Here is an 18,013-nt window from a genome sequence, read left to right as displayed (position 1 = left end):
CAGTTAAGCCGCATCGCTCAAAGCGGGGCGCGTTTTCAGCGCCAGCGGCAACATGGCAAGCCCGGCAACCACCATTGCCAGCGCCAGAAAAACAAACGTCGAGAGGTAGTCGCGACTGACAGTAATCAAATACCCCATCGCAATCGGGGCGACAAAACCGCCCAGCGTCCCACCGGTGTTGATAATCCCCATCGCCGCGCCCATCACCTCCGGCGGCAATCGTTTCATGGGTAAGGTAAATACGGTCACGAAAGCGGCCATCAGGAAAACATAACCAAAGAACAGCAGCAGCCCGGCGGTGAACGCCGAAGTGGAGGTGTAGACCAGCCAGATGCAGACTGCGCTTAGCAACGCGCAGCAAAAAATCACTTTTGGCTCCCTCCCCTGCATATAGCGCCCCACCAGCCATCCCGTCGCCAGCGACGAGATCCAGATACCCAGCCCTCCGGCGGCCACCACCAGCCCGGAAATATCCAGCGTCATTCCGCGCTGCTGCACCAGATATTTCGGCAGCCACGCCATCAGACCGTAGGACGGAATGTTGATGCAGAAGATCGCGACAAACAGCAGCACCACGATGGGATTTTTCAGCAGCTCACGATAGCCAGTGACTGCGCCGGAGTGCGGTTTAACCGGCGTCGGATTCGGTACCCACAGCATAATGGCAACGGCAATCGCAAAGGCCAGCAGACCGAGGATCGAAAAAGAGCCGCGCCAGCCGAGGGAGTTCAGACTGTAGACCGCAATCAGCGGCCCGGCAGTCATGGCAAAGCCGGCCGAGGAGAGCAAAATCGACTGTGCGAAAGTTCTCTTCTCCAGGGAGAAGTTCGAGACCACCGCTTTGGCGCAGGAGCAGGGATAACCGGAATGGCCGATCCCGGATAAAAAACGAAAAGTGACCAGCAGCCCCAGGCCGAATCCCAGCATCCCAAAGCACAGGGCGAAGCCGCCGAGCAGACAGAGTGAGACGCTCAGCACTTTCTTGTAGCCAAAGCGATCGTTCAGCCAGCCCGCGGGGATTTGAAACAGGGAATAGGCGAGAAAGAAGATCCCGGTGATATAACCCAACTGCTCAGGCCGAAGATCAAATTCACGTTCAATGGGCAACAGCGCAAAACCCATCACCGTCTTGTCGAGATACACCACCACATAACCGACAAAGAGCAGGAAGATCATCAGGAAACGATTTTTCATAGCCGATATCCCTTTTGTTATCACCCCGCCAGAGAGTTGTCGACAGGTGAAATTAAAATGCGACATGCATCACATAACAGACTGAACAACAACAGATTATGTGGATTCTTCATCGACGTTAGCAGCTTTGCCACCCGGCCATAAGATACAATTTTTGTACAGGTGATACTTTTTACTGATAGGGGTGCGGGTTGCGCTATCTGCCGAAATTACAGCAACTGAAGGTTTTCCAGCAGGTTATCCGCAGCGGCAGTATTCGCGGTGCGGCCAGAGCCTTAGGGCAATCTCAACCGGCGGTCAGCAGAACGCTGCGCGAACTGGAACAGACTCTGGAGACGCGGCTGATTGTGCGCGGGAATCAGGGGATGACGCTGACGGAAACCGGGCGGGCCTTTTCTCAGCGGATGCAGTTTATTCTGGAGGAGCTGGAGCGAGCGGCCGATGAAATTCGCCAGATCGATCAGTTTTCGCAGGGGGCGGTGGCGATGGGCATTTCATCTCTGCTGGCCCTGACGGTCTTTCCGGCACTAAACGACGCCTTCCGGACGCAGCTTCCTCACTCTACGCTGCTGGTGAAAGAGGGGCAGCTTTCGATGCTGTTGCCCGCACTGCGGGAGGGACGACTGGATTTCGCCGTCGGGACGGCAGGCCCAGGCTTACCCCTGGACGATCTCGTGCGCGAGCCGCTGTTCAATGCCTCCTTCGGCATTATTGCCCGCAAAGGCCATCCTCTGGCGCAGGCCACCACTTTCGATGCATTGCAAAATGCTCGCTGGGTATTGCCGGAGACCGATATGGGGTATTACCAGCAGCTTCGGCTTTCAGCGAACGATTTTCTGCCACAGCTGGCGGAAACGCCCGTGCGCACGGACTCGATGATCTCAGGGCTGAGTCTGGTGTTACAGTCGGATTATCTGACGATAGTGGCGCGTGCGATGCAGGCTCCGTTCGGTTTACAGGATCAGCTCTGCCTGCTGAATATTGACGGCCTGCCGCAGGCCGAGTATCACGTGCTGTATTCGCAAAAATCGCCGCTGACGTTCGCGGCGCGCCGACTGCTGGATCTGCTGCGTCACCATTGTCAGGCGTATGACTGGCACTAACTTTTCAACGGGCACCAAAGATGCGTCAACTCAACAGACTGAATCAGTTTCAACGCCTCTGGCAGCCCTCTGCCGGTGAGCCGCAGCAAATTACCGTCGCGGAACTGGCGGAACGCTGCTTTTGCAGCGAGCGGCACGTGCGTACGCTGTTGCGCCAGGCGCAGGAGTCTGGGTGGCTGAGCTGGAAGGCACAGTCCGGGCGAGGCAAACGCGGCACATTAACCTTTCACGTCACCCCGGACCGCCTGCGCAATGAGATGATGGAGCAGGCGCTGATGCGCGGACAACAGCACGATGCGCTAGAGCTGGCGCAGCTGGCCGCACCGGAGCTGCGCGCCTTGCTGCACCCTTTCCTCGGCGGCCAGTGGCAAAACGATACGCCCACGTTGCGGATACCCTACTACCGCTCCCTTGATCCGCTCCATTCGGGCTTTTTGCCGGGACGCGCGGAACAGCACCTGGTCGGACAGGTCTTTTCCGGACTGACGCGCTTTGACGACGACAGCCGCGAACCTGCCGGGGATCTTGCCCATCACTGGGAAGTGTCAGCCGATGGCTTACGCTGGCATTTTTACATCCGTTCGACGTTGCACTGGCACAACGGCGATAAGGTCGAAACCGCACAGCTGCGCGCGAGCCTGCTCGAACTCTTTGCCCTCCCCGCCCTGCGACGATTGTTTAACAGCGTGCTGAACGTTGAAGTAACGCATCCCCAGTGCCTGACCTTTGTATTGCATCAGCCTGATTATTGGCTGGCACATCGTCTGGCCAGTTATTGCAGCCGTCTCGCCCATCCGGAGCGTCCCCTGACGGGCTGCGGCCCGTTCCGGTTGACGGTGTTTGAACCCGATCTGGTGCGCCTGGAAAGCCATGAGCAATACCATCTCAGCCACCCGTTAATCAAAGCCATTGAATACTGGATCACTCCGCAACTGTTTGAGCAGGATTTAGGCACCAGCTGTCGTCATCCGGTACAAATTGCGATAGGGCAGCCGGACGAACTGGCTAATCTGCGTCTGGTCAGCAGCAGCACCAGCCTTGGCTTTTGCTATCTCACGCTGAAGCAGAGTCCCCGCCTGAGTAAAAGGCAGGCGCAGCGGCTCATCACGATTATCCATCACACGACGCTTCTGCACACCCTGCCACTGGATGAAAACCTGATTACCCCCGCGCACGAATTGCTGCCGGGCTGGACCATTCCCGAATGGCCGCAGTTGCGGGATGTTCCTCTCCCCGACACGCTCACTCTGATTTACCATTTGCCCGTTGAATTGCACACCATGGCTGAACAGCTCAAACAGTATCTGGCAAAGCAGGGTTGTACGCTCAACGTCATTTTCCATGATGCTAAAACCTGGGACGGCTGCGGCAATCTGGCCGAAGCGGATCTGATGATGGGTGACAGACTGATCGGCGAAGCGCCGGGATATACGCTTGAGCAGTGGCTGCGCTGCGATACCCTGTGGCCGCATCTGCTCAGCGCGCCGCAGTATGCTCATCTTCAGGCAACGCTGGATGCGGTACAGACGCAGGTCAGCGAGCACACGCGGCACAGCGGTTTGCAGTCGATTTTCACCCATCTGATGGAGAATGCGGTTTTAACGCCTCTCTTTAACTATCAGTATCAAATCAGCGCGCCGCCGGGAGTGAACGGTATTCGCCTTAATACCCGCGGTTGGTTTGATTTTTCACAGGCCTGGCTTCCGGCCCCGAACGCGTGAAGAAGCTGGTCGCCAGGCGTGCCAGACGTTACCATATTGTTTTTACCGATACTGTTGAGATCTATTTATGAAACGTGCCGTCGTCGTGTTCAGCGGAGGACAGGATTCCACCACCTGTCTGGTTCAGGCCCTGCATCAATATGATGAAGTGCATTGTGTGACGTTTGATTATGGTCAGCGCCATCGCGCTGAAATCGACGTGGCCCGCGAACTGGCGCTGAAACTGGGCGCACGTGCGCATAAAGTGCTGGACGTCACGCTGTTAAACGAACTGGCTGTCAGCAGCCTGACGCGCGACAGTATTCCTGTCCCTGACTATGAGCCTGATGCCAGCGGCATTCCCAATACCTTTGTACCGGGCCGCAATATCCTGTTCCTGACGCTCACCGCGATTTATGCCTACCAGGTGAAAGCGGAGGCGATCATCACCGGCGTGTGCGAAACCGATTTTTCCGGCTACCCGGATTGCCGCGACGAGTTCGTGAAAGCGCTTAATCACGCCGTGGATCTGGGGATGGCAAAAGAGATTCGCTTTGAAACGCCGCTGATGTGGCTCGATAAAGCCGAGACCTGGGCGTTAGCCGACTACTGGGGCAAACTGGATCTGGTGCGTAAGGAAACGCTGACCTGCTACAACGGCATCAAAGGCGACGGCTGTGGGCAATGTGCCGCCTGTAACCTGCGCGCCAACGGTCTGAATCATTACCTGGCCGATAAGCCTGCAGTGATGGCGCTGATGAAGAAAAAAACCGGGCTGAAATAAGCCCTGGCGCGACCGGGTGAAGGACATTCACCCGGTCGCAACATTATTCGATTAACAGATCCAGCTTCTCGCGTAACTCGCCTTCTAACGGCAGCGCTTTCTGCGTTTTTAAATCAATGCAGACAAAGGTAATCAGCGCATCAGCCACCACCTGCCCTTCCGGGTCCAGCGTCACGACCTGACTCAACACGCCGCTTTTACCGTTTAACTGCTGCAACTGGCTCGTCACCGTCAGGCGATCGCCCAGCACCGCAGGACGGCGGTAGTTGATATTGATATTGGCAACCACAAAAGCGATGTTGTGCGCCGTGAGCCACTGGAAGCTTTCGCTGTTTTCCAGCCCGTCCCAGCGAGCCTCTTCGAGGAATTCGAGATAACGAGCATTATTCACATGCTGGTAAACATCGAGATGGTAACCGCGTACTTTGATCTGAGTCTGCATAGCGCACTAGCCCTGAAATTGTTATAGGATGAGAGGTCATAACTGGTATGACCTCTTTATCCTGGCAAAATTTTGCCACTGTGCAAGTTATTGTGTGATTACAGTGTCAGGTGCGTGAGGTTGCGCTCAACCAGCGCGTTACCGATCCCCGGTACCTGCTTCAGATCGTCGACGGTTTTAAACGGACCGTATTCGTCACGATAGCCGACAATGGCCTGCGCTTTTTTCAGCCCAACGCCATTCATTACGCGCGCCAGATCTTCTGCCGAGGCAGAGTTGATGCTGACCCGGGTACCATCGTCGTCAGTCGCTTTAGTGCTGACTGTCGCCTTAGGCTGGGAAGCTGCCGCGTCCGACGTGGTGGCTTCAGCCGTCGTCGCAACGGTATGTGCCTTCGCCGCCGGTGTCGCCGCCAGTGCGCTAAAACTCATCCCCGTTGTGGCGATCGCAAGCGTCATTAAAAGTGCTTTGATTCCATGTTTCATGCTGTTTTCTCCTTGTTTGTTGACAGCGAAGCCACAATACCCGCCCTCAAAAACAACAACAAACAGCAGATTTCAGAAATGGAAAAGGCCGCGTAAGCGGCCTTTAAATATTGCATTGCGTTGCGAAAATCTGCGAGCAGCGCCGTAATTACTGCTGCTGCGTGATGATATCGCCCAGCTTGATTTTGGCATCTTTGCGCAGGTTGCTCATCAGTGCTTCGAAAGCGATCTGGGCGTTGTTCTGGGTGATGCCCTGAACCATCGCTTTTTTCTGCTCTTCCGGCATGGTGCCTGCTTTCACTTCGTCAAGCGCCAGCAGAACGATGTTGCCCTGCATATCCGACGCCGTACCAAAGCTCGGTTTGTCTTTCGCAGGCAGGCTCAGGCCAAACGCCGCCTGGCTCACCGGGTCCTGACCTGTACGGCTCAGGGTTTTCGCCTCACCGAAGCTCAGACCCGCCGCTTTCAGCGCCGCATCACCTTTACCTGCTTTCAGCTCAGCCAGCAGTTTTTCTGCATCCAGCTTCGCCTGCTGTTCTGCTTTGTTGTGTTTGACCAGAGCAGCAATCTGATCTTTCACAGCATCCAGCGGTTTGATGGTTTCGGCTTTATGCTCCGCAATACGCAGAACAAACGCACGATCGCCGTCAACGGTGATGATGTCAGAGTTGCTGCCCGGCGTACCGTTCTCACCGACCAGACCACCGTTGAAGATGGCATCGGCAACCGGTTTGAAGTTCAGCTCTTCAGGCAGGTTGTCGTGACCGAACCAGCTCGTTTCTACGGCTTTCACGCCAGCAGCCTGCTCAGCACCCGCCAGAGATTCGTTGTCATTGCTCGCCGCGTCGCTCACTTTCTGCTGCAGCGCGTAGTACGCATCCAGCGCTTTCTCTTGCTTCACTTTCGCGGCGATATCATCGCGAACGTCAGCCAGCGGTTTGGTTTTAGCAGGCTGGACATCATCCAGACGCGCCACAAGGAAACCGACAGAGGATTTGATCACACCGGACAGCTGGCCTTTCTCTTTCAGGCCCGCGTTTTTCAGCTCGTCTGGCGTGGTAGCGTCTTCCAGCCAGCCCATATCACCGCCGTTTTTCGCAGAGATGATGTCGGTGGATTTCGTTTTCGCCAGTGCCGCAAAGTCGGCGCCTTTAGCCAGCTCGTCGACAATCGCCTTAGCATCGGCTTCAGTTTTGGTCTGAATGACGCTGTAACGGTTACGCTGCGCCTGAGTGAACTGATCCTGGTGCTGGTCGTAGTAAGACTGCACTTCGCTGTCAGACGCTGTTTCCGGCATCGCTGCGGCGTCCAGCTTGATGTAGCTCACGCGGAACTGCTCAGGTGCGGTGAAGTTGTTTTTGTTCTGCTCGTAATAGGCTTTGATCTCGTCGTCGCTGACTGACTGTTTTGCCGCCAGCGCGTTGACATCAATCGTTGCGGTGCGAACGACACGCTGCTGAGCCACCAGGGCTGCCAGCTCGTCGGTTTCGCCCTTAAGCATGAAATCGGTACCGACTACCGCGTTAATCAGTTGCTGTGTGGTCAGCTGATTACGCAGCGCCTGAGCGTATTGATCCGGCGTCATCCCCATCTGATTAACGATGGCGGTGTAGCGGGAGTTATCGAATTTACCGTTAGACTGGAAAGCCTGGGTCGCGAAAATGGCCTTTTTGACCTGCTCATCGCTGATGCCCAGTCCCAGGTGTCGGGAATACTGATCGAGCAGCGCTTCGTCGATAAGACGATTCACGGTCTGCTGACGGAGGGTTTTCATGTAGCCTTCGTTCGCTGCAAGCTCAGAGAACTGTTCGCCGAGCTGTTGCTGCATGCGATTACGTTCCCCGGCAAAGGCATTTTCAAACTGCCCGCGGCTGATTTCCTGGCCATTCACTTTCGCGGCGTAGTTGCTACTACCGCCAATCAGGTATCCACTCACACCGGTCAAAATAAACGACACGATAATGATACCGAAAATAATCTTGAGCACGAGACTGTTAGCAGCCGTGCGTAAGTTGTCCATCATGGTGAAACCACACTCCGCTGTAGGTGACTGGTGACCTCACGCTGGGGAAAATCCTGACCGCAGCGCGTAAGGTTGTATTGTGACAAGAAACCGGGGTAAATGTCAGCCCACAACGCGCATAAACTCGCATAAAGTCGCGCTGGACAAACAAAAAAGGCACATCAAATGATGCGCCCTTGTACTTTTCGACTTCCCTTGAACGAGAAAGCGATCAGTTTACTGCGTCTTTCAGTGCTTTACCTGCACGGAAACCTGGCACTTTAGCGGCAGCGATGGTGATCTCTTTACCGGTCTGAGGGTTGCGGCCAGTACGGGCAGCACGCTCTTTAACAGCAAAAGTACCAAAACCTACCAGCGCAACGTCATCCCCGGATTGCAGAGATTCAGTTACAGAGGCAATTAATGCATCTAACGCACGTCCAGCCGCAGCTTTAGAGATATCAGCACCCGCAGCAATTTTGTCAATCAGTTGAGATTTATTCACTGTTCTCTTCCTCTCTTTATAATTTATATCGCGCCTGAATCCTTCACGACGCGACCGCGCAGCAGTTATATCAGGCCTGCCATGACCTTACAACACCCGTTGTTGATGGCTAACCCAATCAGCAATCTAAATTAGCTATACAAAAAAAGGCTGGCAAGTGAGAAATCACCTGTCAGCCTTGTTTTTCTTAGCGCTCTTTGCGCGAGGTCACTATTTTGCGGTTACGACCTGCATTCCAGAGGGCTCATTCTGCAGCGCGAGGCTCAGAACTTCCTCAATGCGTTTCACCGGATGGATATCCAGATCGGCGATAACATTGTCAGGAATCTCTTCCAGATCACGTTTGTTCTCATGCGGGATCAATACGGTTTTAATACCACCGCGGTGTGCAGCCAGCAGTTTTTCTTTCAAACCACCGATCGGCAGCACCAGACCACGCAGCGTGATCTCACCCGTCATCGCCACATCAGCACGCACCGGGTTACCCGTCAGACAGGAGACCAGCGCGGTACACATCGCGATACCGGCACTTGGGCCGTCTTTCGGCGTAGCCCCTTCAGGAACGTGGACGTGAATGTCGCGTTTTTCGTAGAAGTCTGGATTAATACCCAGCTTCTCCGCACGCGCACGGACCACGGTCAGCGCTGCCTGAATGGACTCCTGCATGACTTCGCCCAGAGAACCGGTGTAAGTCAGCTTGCCTTTGCCTGGCACACAGGCGGTTTCGATGGTCAGCAGATCGCCGCCCACTTCCGTCCATGCCAGACCGGTCACCTGGCCCACGCGGTTTTCGTTATCGGCACGGCCATAATCAAAGCGCTGTACGCCCAGATATTCGTGCAGATTGTCGCCGTTGATCTCGATGTGCTTCAGGGATTTATCCAGCAGAAGCTGTTTAACCGCCTTACGACACAGTTTAGAGATTTCACGCTCAAGACTACGCACGCCCGCTTCACGAGTGTAGTAACGAATAATGCTGATAATCGCACTGTCGTCGACCGTAATCTCGCTCTCTTTCAGCGCGTTACGCTCAATCTGTTTCGACAACAGATGGCGCTTGGCAATGTTCAGTTTTTCGTCTTCGGTGTAACCGGACAGACGGATCACTTCCATACGATCCAGCAGCGGAGCCGGAATGTTCATGGAGTTGGAGGTCGCTACGAACATCACATCGCTGAGATCGTAGTCCACTTCCAGATAGTGATCGCTGAACGCCACGTTCTGTTCTGGATCTAACACTTCAAGCAGAGCAGACGCCGGATCGCCACGCATGTCCGAAGACATTTTGTCGATCTCATCGAGCAGGAACAGCGGGTTTTTAACGCCCACTTTCGCCATTTTCTGAATCAGTTTACCCGGCATGGAGCCGATGTACGTGCGACGGTGACCGCGAATTTCCGCTTCATCACGCACGCCGCCGAGCGCCATACGGATGTATTTACGTCCGGTAGCTTTGGCGATGGACTGACCCAGAGAGGTTTTACCCACACCAGGAGGCCCTACCAGGCACAGAATTGGGCCTTTCAGCTTGTTCACACGACTCTGAACCGCAAGATACTCAAGGATGCGGTCTTTGACGCGCTCAAGGCCGTAGTGGTCGGTATCGAGGATCTCTTGCGCCTGACGCAGATCTTTTTTGACCTTGCTACGGGCATTCCACGGTACCTGCACCATCCATTCGATATAGCCGCGAACCACGGTCGCTTCGGCCGACATCGGAGACATCATTTTCAGCTTCTGCAGTTCTGCTTCGGCTTTCTCTTTTGCCTCTTTCGGCATTTTCGCCGCGTCGATCTTACGCTTCAGCGCTTCGTTTTCGTCTGGGGCGTCGTCCATCTCGCCGAGCTCTTTCTGAATGGCTTTCATTTGCTCGTTCAGATAGTACTCGCGCTGGGATTTCTCCATCTGCTTTTTGACGCGGTTGCGAATGCGTTTCTCAACCTGCAGCAGATCGATTTCGGATTCCATCATCGCCATCAGATATTCCAGACGCTCGTTCACGTCGGACATCTCCAGCACGGACTGTTTATCAGCCAGCTTCAGCGGCATGTGTGCAGCGATGGTGTCCGCCAGACGCGCAGGATCGTCGATGCTATTAAGCGACGTCAGCACTTCTGGTGGGATTTTTTTGTTCAGCTTGATATAGCCTTCAAACTGGCTAATCGCCGTGCGCACCAGCACTTCCTGCTCGCGCTCGTCGAGCTGCGGCGACTCAAGGTACTCCGCTTTGGCAGAGAAGTGTTCGCCATCGTCAGAAAGCGTAGTGATACGCGCACGCTGCAAGCCCTCTACCAGCACCTTCACGGTGCCGTCAGGCAGCTTCAGCATTTGCAAAATAGAGGCCACGGTCCCGACGGTGAAAAGATCGTTTACACCCGGCTCATCCGTTGATGCTTCTTTCTGCGCCACCAGCATGATTTTCTTATCATGATCCATGGCGGCTTCAAGGCAACGGATAGATTTTTCCCGCCCTACAAATAAGGGTATGACCATGTGCGGATAAACCACCACATCGCGCAGCGGCAATACGGGGATTTCAATGCGTTCAGAACGCTCAGGATTCATAGAGCTCTCTCTTAGTTTAGTGTCCGCCAGGTAAGCAGGTCATGTCACTGTGTTACACAACCATAAACATGTAACCAGTATATGGGGATGTTTCCCACACATTCAACGCTATGAATAAGGAAAAATAAAAGGGGAGATAAAATCCCCCCTTTTTGATTAACTGCTTGTATGATTTGGCTAATTATTCGCCAGACGCCTGCTGGGCTTCCGGTTTGCCATACATCAGCATTGGTTTAGATTGGCCGCTGATAACGGATTCGTCGATCACCACTTTTTCGACATCTTCCATGGACGGTAAATCGTACATGGTGTCGAGCAGCGCCGCTTCAACGATAGAGCGCAAACCACGCGCACCCGTTTTACGGACCATCGCTTTCTTCGCGATAGCGACCAGCGCTTCGTCACGGAATTCCAGATCCACGCCTTCCAGATTGAACAATGCCTGATACTGCTTGGTCAGCGCATTTTTCGGCTCTTTCAGGATCTGAATCAGCGCATCTTCACTCAGCTCATTCAGCGTTGCCACTACCGGCAGACGACCGATGAATTCAGGAATCAGACCAAACTTGATCAAATCTTCTGGCTCAACCTGCGACAGCAGTTCGCCTTCGTTCGCTTTCTCGGACTTGGCTTTCACCGTCGCGCCAAAACCAATGCCGGAGCCGGTTTCAACACGGTTAGCGATCACTTTATCCAGCCCTGCGAACGCGCCACCGCAGATGAACAGGATCTTAGAGGTATCAACCTGCAAGAACTCCTGCTGCGGATGTTTGCGTCCACCCTGCGGCGGAACGGCGGCAACCGTACCTTCGATAAGCTTCAGCAGAGCCTGCTGCACGCCTTCGCCCGATACGTCACGGGTGATGGACGGGTTATCGGATTTACGAGAGATTTTATCGATCTCATCGATATATACGATACCGCGCTGGGCTTTCTGCACGTCGTAGTCGCACTTCTGCAGCAGCTTCTGAATGATGTTTTCAACGTCTTCACCCACGTAACCGGCTTCGGTCAGCGTGGTAGCATCAGCCATGGTGAACGGAACATCCAGCAGACGTGCCAGCGTTTCGGCCAGCAGCGTTTTACCGGAACCCGTTGGGCCGATCAGCAAAATGTTACTTTTGCCAAGCTCAACGCCATTGCTGGTATCGCCGTTACGCAGACGTTTGTAGTGGTTGTACACTGCAACTGCCAGCACCTTTTTCGCCGGTTCCTGGCCGATAACGTAATCATCAAGATGATGACGGATCTCGTGCGGAGTCGGCAATGCGCTGCGCTCACGATGAGGCGCTACTTCTTTAATCTCTTCGCGGATAATGTCGTTACATAAATCGACACATTCGTCGCAGATATACACGGACGGCCCGGCAATCAGTTTTCGCACTTCATGCTGGCTTTTGCCGCAAAAAGAGCAGTACAGCAGTTTGCCCGAACCATCTTTGCGTTTATCTGTCATGAGTCCAAACCTCTTTTTAAGTTCTTTGTGCCGCACATGACGACGCAAATGCCATTCTCAGACGCAAGTTACTGTGAAGCAAAATGCCGCCTACCTTAGTATAGCGGCACACTCGCGCCGTGGGCATCAATTACGATGGGTCAAAATGGAGTCGACTAAGCCGTACTCAACTGCCTCTGATGCGGAGAGGAAGCGATCGCGCTCGGTATCACGCTCGATCTGCTCAAGTGATTGACCCGTGTGGTGCGCCATAAGTTCATTCATGCGCCCTTTCACTTTCAGAATTTCACGCGCATGAATTTCAATGTCTGTCGCCTGGCCCTGGTATCCGCCCAGCGGCTGGTGAATCATCACGCGGGAATTTGGCAGACAGAAACGTTTGCCTTTTGCCCCTGCGGTCAGCAGGAACGCACCCATCGATGCCGCCTGCCCCATACAAATGGTGCTGACGTCAGGCTTGATGAACTGCATGGTGTCATAAATGGACATCCCGGCAGTGATCACGCCGCCAGGGGAGTTAATATACAGGTAAATGTCTTTTTCCGGGTTTTCCGCTTCCAGGAACAGCATCTGTGCCACGATCAGGTTCGCCATATGGTCTTCCACCTGGCCGGTCAAAAAGATAACGCGTTCCTTGAGCAGACGGGAATAGATATCAAAAGAACGTTCACCGCGAGAGGTCTGTTCAATAACCATTGGCACCAGAGCCATATGGGGTGCAAAGTTATCTCGTTCGCCACTGTATGACATTTCCGTCTCCTGGATAAAAATTGGAAAATACCTGCTGTACTGATTGTAACCTTATGGACGGATTATCAGCCAGTCTCATTCATCGTGATTACACACTTATGGGGACGGCATCGCCATATTTCAAGCATAACAATCTTTTGTTGTAACGCTAACACTGAAAGGGCGTTTTAGCACTCTTCCTGGGCTATTACTGCGATAAAAAAAACCCGTTACCAAATGGCAACGGGTTTTTGTTCAAACTTTAAACCGTTGGGGCAGAATTACGCCTGCTGGTTCATCAGTTCGTTGAAAGAAGTGGCTTTTTCAGTCACTTTTGCTTTAGCCAGAACCGCTTCAACAGCCTGCTCTTCCAGGGCTACGTTGCGCATGTTGTCCATCAGCTCTTTGTTGCTGCCGTAGAACTCAACCACTTCACGCGGATCTTCGTAAGCAGAAGCCATCTCTTCGATCAGGCCTTTCACGCGATCTTCGTCAGCTTTCAGCTCGTGGGTACGAATCACTTCGCCCAGCAGCAGACCGACAACAACGCGGCGTTTAGCCTGCTCTTCGAACAGTTCGCGAGGCAGTTCCAGCGCTTGCTGCTGGTTGCCACCGAAGCGCTGTGCAGCCTGGCGACGCAGAACGTCGATTTCGCTGTCAATCAGTGCTGCAGGAACGTCGATTTCGTTCGCTTTCACCAGACCTTCGATAGCCTGAGATTTCACACGGTTACGCACGGCGCCGTTCAGCTCGCGCTCCATGTTTTTACGCACTTCTGCGCGCAGACCGGCTACGGAGCCATCTTCAACGCCGAAACGTTTGATGAACTCTTCAGTCAGTTCTGGCAGTTCGCGCTCTTCAACTTTCTTCAGGTTGATAACGAACTTCGCTGCTTTACCTTTCAGGTTTTCAGCGTGGTATTCTTCAGGGAAGGTCACGTCGATGGTGAACTCTTCGCCGGCTTTGTGGCCTTTGATACCGTCTTCGAAGCCTGGGATCATACGACCCTGGCCCATCGCCAGTACGAAGTCAGTCGCTTTGCCGCCTTCGAACTCTTCGCCGTCTACAGAGCCGGAGAAGTCGATGGTGACACGGTCTTCTGCTTCAACAGCGCCGTCTTTGTCTTTCCAGTTCGCCTGCTGCTTACGCAGAGTATCCAGCATGCCGTCAACGTCGGTGTCGGTCACTTCAACGATTGGTTTTTCAACTTCGATGGTGTCCAGACCTTTCAGCTCAACTTCTGGGTAAACTTCGAACTCTACGGAGTAGGTGAAGTCTTCGCCCAGTTTGTATTCGCCCGGAACGTAGTTCGGTGCGCCGGCTGGATTGATTTTTTCTTTGATGATGGCATCAATGAAGTTGCGGCTCATCAGGTCACCCAGCACGTCCTGGCGAACAGAAGCGCCATAACGCTGAGCAACGACATTCATCGGTACTTTACCCTTACGGAAGCCGTCAATACGTACTTTTTTTGCTACGTTGACCAGCTCGCTTTTCACAGCAGTTTCGATGCTGTCAGCAGCGATAGTAATCGTTACACGGCGGCCAAGGCCTTGAGTGGTTTCAACTGAAACTTGCATCTTGTTACCTCAAAAAAATCACAGTGCTCGGTCAACTCTGAATTTGTCTCGCAATACCGGGATGCTCACTATTTAGCAGATTCACATTCCCTGTCGCCAGAATCATCCCGAAGACATTCATTAAGACGCGGCATTATAGCGGCATCACTTGGGTGAGTCGAGAACGGTTGGGGCATCTAGCTGCGGCTTTTTTCACAATTTAAGGCTATTTTTGGCCTAAAATTCGCCCCATACGTTCAAAACGCAGACAAAACAAAACGGCCCGCAGGCCGTCTTGACATCATTCTGTATGCAACATACTGGAAAAACTCCAGCGGTTGCAACCCGGATCGATTACGCGATGCTTCCCGCACCCCGACAAGGTGGTGAGGCGAAGATCGTATCCTGCAACCCTTCCCACTCCTTAATGGTGTAGGTATGAAGGGCCAGCGCATGCACTGTGGAGGAGAGTTCTTCCGTCAACGTTCCGTAGATCATACGGTGACGATTAAGGAAGCGTTCCCCTACGAAGCGGTCGCTAACCAGTACAACTTTGAAATGGCTTTCAGAACCGGCCGGCACGTTATGACGGTAGCTCTCATCGACAACTTCGAGGAACACGGGATTAAACGCTGTCCTTAGTTTTTCTTCGATCTGTTCACGTATCATCATGATATTACTCCTCTGACAACGCTGAGATGTCACCCATCCCTTTAAATGTTAGCCGCTTTTACCGCTTCCATTACATCAAGACAACAAATATTTAGCTTTCGTCTGATTTCCTCATTCAAATGGATGAAGTTCACTGTCTCCCTCATACGTTTTGTCCCTGGTGCAGTAAAGAAAATGTCAGTGGTGGTCAGATTTCAGACAAGACGATGAATTTACATGCGTTGACCACTTCCCCTTGCCGTTAGCGATGTTATGATGGCGGCAATTTTTCTCTGTATATGCTAACGATCCGTTGAGAACCTGAAATGTTAAAAAAACTCTTCTTTCCGCTGGTAGCTCTCTTCATGCTGGCTGGTTGCGCCACTCCGCCGACCACCATTGACGTTTCGCCTAAAATTACCCTGCCACAGCAGGACCCAAGCCTGATGGGCGTCACCGTAAGTATTAACGGTGCCGATCAGCGTCAGGATCAAGCGCTGGCAAAAGTGACTCGCGACAACCAACAGGTAACGCTGACCGCTTCCCGCGACCTGCGCTTCCTGCTGCAGGAAGTGCTGGAAAAACAGATGACCGCTCGCGGCTACATGGTTGGCCCAAGCGGTGCTGTTGATCTGCAGATCATTGTCAACAATCTGTATGCCGACGTTTCTCAGGGCAATGTGCGTTACAATATCTCCACCAAAGCGGATATCGCCATCATCGCCACCGCGAAGAACGGCAACAAGATGAACAAAAACTATCGTGCAAGCTACTCGGTTGAAGGTGCTTTCCAGGCCTCCAACCAGAACATTGCTAACGCAGTGAATAGCGTGCTGACGGATACCATCGCCGACATGGCGCAGGACACCAGCATTCACGAATTCATCAAGCAGAACGCGCGTTAATCCCGCACACTGACCCGGCGCTTCGCCGGGTCAGTCATATAGAAACATGTCCAGTCATTACTTGCGCATTTTCCAGCAGCCAAAATCAGCGATATTGCTGATCCTTGGTTTCGCCTCCGGTTTACCTCTCGCCCTCACCTCCGGCACGCTTCAGGCCTGGATGACGGTCGAGAATATCGATCTCAAAACCATTGGTTTCTTCTCCCTTGTCGGCCAGGCCTATGTCTTTAAGTTTTTATGGTCGCCGGTGATGGACCGCTATACCCCGCCATTCCTCGGCAGACGCCGTGGCTGGCTGGTGATGACTCAGATTCTGCTGTTGCTGGCGATCGCCGCAATGGGGTTCCTGGAGCCGTCAACACAATTACGCTGGATGGCCGCCCTGGCGGTAGTTATCGCCTTCTGTTCAGCCTCGCAGGATATCGTTTTTGATGCCTGGAAAACGGATGTGCTACCGGCAGAAGAGCGCGGGACCGGCGCGGCGATTAGCGTTCTGGGCTACCGCCTGGGGATGCTGGTGTCCGGCGGGTTAGCCCTGTGGCTGGCCGACCGCTATCTCGGCTGGCAGGGGATGTACTGGCTGATGGCCGCCCTTCTTATCCCGTGCATTATTGCGACCTTTTTTGCCCCTGAACCGAGCGATGTTATCCCGGTTCCCCGTACGCTCGAACAGGCCGTCGCTGAACCGCTGCGGGACTTCTTTGGGCGCAACAACGCCTGGCTGATTTTACTGCTGATCGTCCTTTATAAGCTCGGCGATGCGTTTGCCATGAGCCTGACCACCACGTTCCTGATTCGCGGTGTCGGGTTTGATGCGGGTGAAGTCGGGGTGGTGAATAAAACGCTGGGGCTGTTTGCAACCATTTTAGGCGCGCTGTATGGCGGCGTGTTGATGCAGCGTCTGTCGCTGTTCCGCGCCCTGCTGATTTTCGGCATTTTGCAGGGCGTCTCCAATGCCGGTTACTGGCTGCTCTCTATTACCGATAAACAGATGTTCAGCATGGCTGCCGCCGTGTTCTTTGAAAACCTGTGCGGCGGGATGGGGACAGCGGCATTTGTCGCCCTGTTAATGACGCTCTGCAATAAGTCGTTTTCCGCGACACAGTTTGCGCTGCTCTCTGCCCTATCCGCTGTCGGTCGGGTGTATGTCGGGCCGATTGCAGGCTGGTTTGTCGAAGCGCACGGCTGGCCGACGTTTTATCTGTTCTCCGTTTTTGCTGCGGTCCCAGGAATATTATTGCTGCTGGTCTGCCGACAGACGCTGGAATATACCCAGAAGACGGATCACTTTATGCCGCGCACGGAATATCAGGGTGCTTATCGCTTTGCCCTGCGGCTGTTGCTGGTCGGCTGTGTGATGCTGGCGCTGTGGCTGATCCTGTTGATTATCAACGCCTCCACGGCGCTTGAATTGCCGTTTGAAGCGGTCCTGCTGGACGTCGGCGGGTTACTTGCTGTCATCGGGATTGTCATCGGGGGTCTTCTCGATTTCATGGCACTGCGTAAAACGCGGCTGACCTGAAGCTAAAACCGAAAGGTTATTTACCGTGGTAATAACGACACGAAATTATAACGGAGAAATAACCGACCTCGGCTAGAAAAAATATTTGTTGTTTTGTGCTGGATAGGTTCCGGAAATTATTGGAACCTCCCCTGCTTCGCTATTTTTCATTAAACGATTCAGCTTCTGGCAGATTAAATTTTCGTATTTCAATTGTCTTTTAATTGATGCTTTTTTGTTAATTTATTGTTTATTTCTAACAATGGTTATACCAATTGCCCCGTTTGCGGTATCCTTGTAAGCCCTTTCGTTATAACTCCCGTACCATCGGGCTTTTGTCTTAAAAATAGACATAATTTGCAACACATGTGACACGTGCGGCAGAACCCGGTAACACCTTCCTGACACAGGGCTAATGATGTTTACAGTAAT

General features: G+C 53.4%; 15 protein-coding genes. 5 read left to right on the top strand and 10 right to left on the bottom strand.

What is annotated here, in order from left to right:
* Positions 1–3: 3 nt before the first annotated feature.
* Positions 4–1,194, bottom strand: a complete 1,191-nt coding sequence (locus tag ACB496_RS05045) for an MFS transporter (RefSeq protein WP_371974602.1) — start codon at positions 1,192–1,194, stop codon at positions 4–6.
* A gap of 191 nt (positions 1,195–1,385) precedes the next feature.
* Between ACB496_RS05045 and ACB496_RS05040 the strand changes: the two genes are divergently transcribed.
* From ACB496_RS05040 to queC, 3 genes are all read left to right on the top strand, one after another.
* On the top strand, positions 1,386–2,297 hold the full coding sequence (locus tag ACB496_RS05040; protein WP_100777398.1) for a LysR substrate-binding domain-containing protein: 912 nt from the start codon (positions 1,386–1,388) through the stop codon (positions 2,295–2,297).
* 20 nt (positions 2,298–2,317) lie between these two features.
* Positions 2,318–4,018 carry an SgrR family transcriptional regulator gene (locus ACB496_RS05035; RefSeq protein ID WP_371974601.1) on the top strand — a complete coding sequence of 567 codons (1,701 nt, stop codon included), beginning with the start codon at positions 2,318–2,320 and terminating at the stop codon, positions 4,016–4,018.
* Between the two features lie 67 nt (positions 4,019–4,085).
* Positions 4,086–4,781 (top strand): 7-cyano-7-deazaguanine synthase QueC, encoded by a 696-nt coding sequence (gene queC, locus ACB496_RS05030; RefSeq protein ID WP_371974600.1) that lies wholly within the window; start codon positions 4,086–4,088, stop codon positions 4,779–4,781.
* A 43-nt stretch (positions 4,782–4,824) separates the two neighbouring features.
* Here queC and ACB496_RS05025 read toward each other — a convergent pair whose 3' ends face one another.
* The 9 genes from ACB496_RS05025 to bolA form a co-directional block, all read right to left on the bottom strand.
* Positions 4,825–5,223 (bottom strand): YbgC/FadM family acyl-CoA thioesterase, encoded by a 399-nt coding sequence (locus ACB496_RS05025; protein WP_095281007.1) that lies wholly within the window; start codon positions 5,221–5,223, stop codon positions 4,825–4,827.
* A gap of 98 nt (positions 5,224–5,321) precedes the next feature.
* Positions 5,322–5,708, bottom strand: coding sequence for a helix-hairpin-helix domain-containing protein (locus ACB496_RS05020; protein ID WP_371974599.1), 387 nt, complete (start codon positions 5,706–5,708; stop codon positions 5,322–5,324).
* Between the two features lie 148 nt (positions 5,709–5,856).
* Positions 5,857–7,731, bottom strand: coding sequence for a peptidylprolyl isomerase (gene ppiD, locus ACB496_RS05015; protein ID WP_371974598.1), 1,875 nt, complete (start codon positions 7,729–7,731; stop codon positions 5,857–5,859).
* A 211-nt stretch (positions 7,732–7,942) separates the two neighbouring features.
* The gene (gene hupB, locus ACB496_RS05010) at positions 7,943–8,215 is read right to left on the bottom strand and encodes a nucleoid-associated protein HU-beta (RefSeq protein WP_010428111.1); all 273 of its coding nucleotides are present in this window, start codon (positions 8,213–8,215) and stop codon (positions 7,943–7,945) included.
* Positions 8,216–8,425: 210 nt separating this feature from the next.
* Positions 8,426–10,780 (bottom strand): endopeptidase La, encoded by a 2,355-nt coding sequence (gene lon / locus ACB496_RS05005; protein WP_100777403.1) that lies wholly within the window; start codon positions 10,778–10,780, stop codon positions 8,426–8,428.
* Between the two features lie 181 nt (positions 10,781–10,961).
* Positions 10,962–12,236, bottom strand: coding sequence for an ATP-dependent protease ATP-binding subunit ClpX (gene clpX, locus ACB496_RS05000; protein ID WP_095281003.1), 1,275 nt, complete (start codon positions 12,234–12,236; stop codon positions 10,962–10,964).
* Between the two features lie 126 nt (positions 12,237–12,362).
* Entirely contained in the window at positions 12,363–12,986 is a 624-nt protein-coding gene (gene clpP, locus ACB496_RS04995) for an ATP-dependent Clp endopeptidase proteolytic subunit ClpP (protein ID WP_003021624.1), read from the bottom strand.
* A 260-nt stretch (positions 12,987–13,246) separates the two neighbouring features.
* A complete protein-coding gene (gene tig, locus ACB496_RS04990; RefSeq protein ID WP_100777404.1) occupies positions 13,247–14,545 on the bottom strand; it encodes a trigger factor in 1,299 nt (432 codons plus the stop codon).
* A 333-nt stretch (positions 14,546–14,878) separates the two neighbouring features.
* Positions 14,879–15,196: a transcriptional regulator BolA gene (gene bolA / locus ACB496_RS04985; protein ID WP_100777405.1), complete on the bottom strand. Its 318-nt coding sequence runs from the start codon at positions 15,194–15,196 to the stop codon at positions 14,879–14,881.
* A gap of 305 nt (positions 15,197–15,501) precedes the next feature.
* Here bolA and ACB496_RS04980 point away from each other — a divergent pair, with 305 nt between their 5' ends.
* Both ACB496_RS04980 and ampG read left to right on the top strand, forming a co-directional pair.
* Positions 15,502–16,080: a lipoprotein gene (locus ACB496_RS04980; RefSeq protein WP_100777406.1), complete on the top strand. Its 579-nt coding sequence runs from the start codon at positions 15,502–15,504 to the stop codon at positions 16,078–16,080.
* Between the two features lie 46 nt (positions 16,081–16,126).
* Positions 16,127–17,602: a muropeptide MFS transporter AmpG gene (ampG, locus tag ACB496_RS04975; protein ID WP_371974597.1), complete on the top strand. Its 1,476-nt coding sequence runs from the start codon at positions 16,127–16,129 to the stop codon at positions 17,600–17,602.
* The last annotated feature ends 411 nt before the right edge of the window (positions 17,603–18,013 follow it).

This window comes from Lelliottia nimipressuralis, from assembly GCF_041464075.1.
Classification (GTDB): domain Bacteria; phylum Pseudomonadota; class Gammaproteobacteria; order Enterobacterales; family Enterobacteriaceae; genus Enterobacter; species Enterobacter nimipressuralis.
This window is presented reverse-complemented; position numbering and strand designations above follow the sequence as displayed.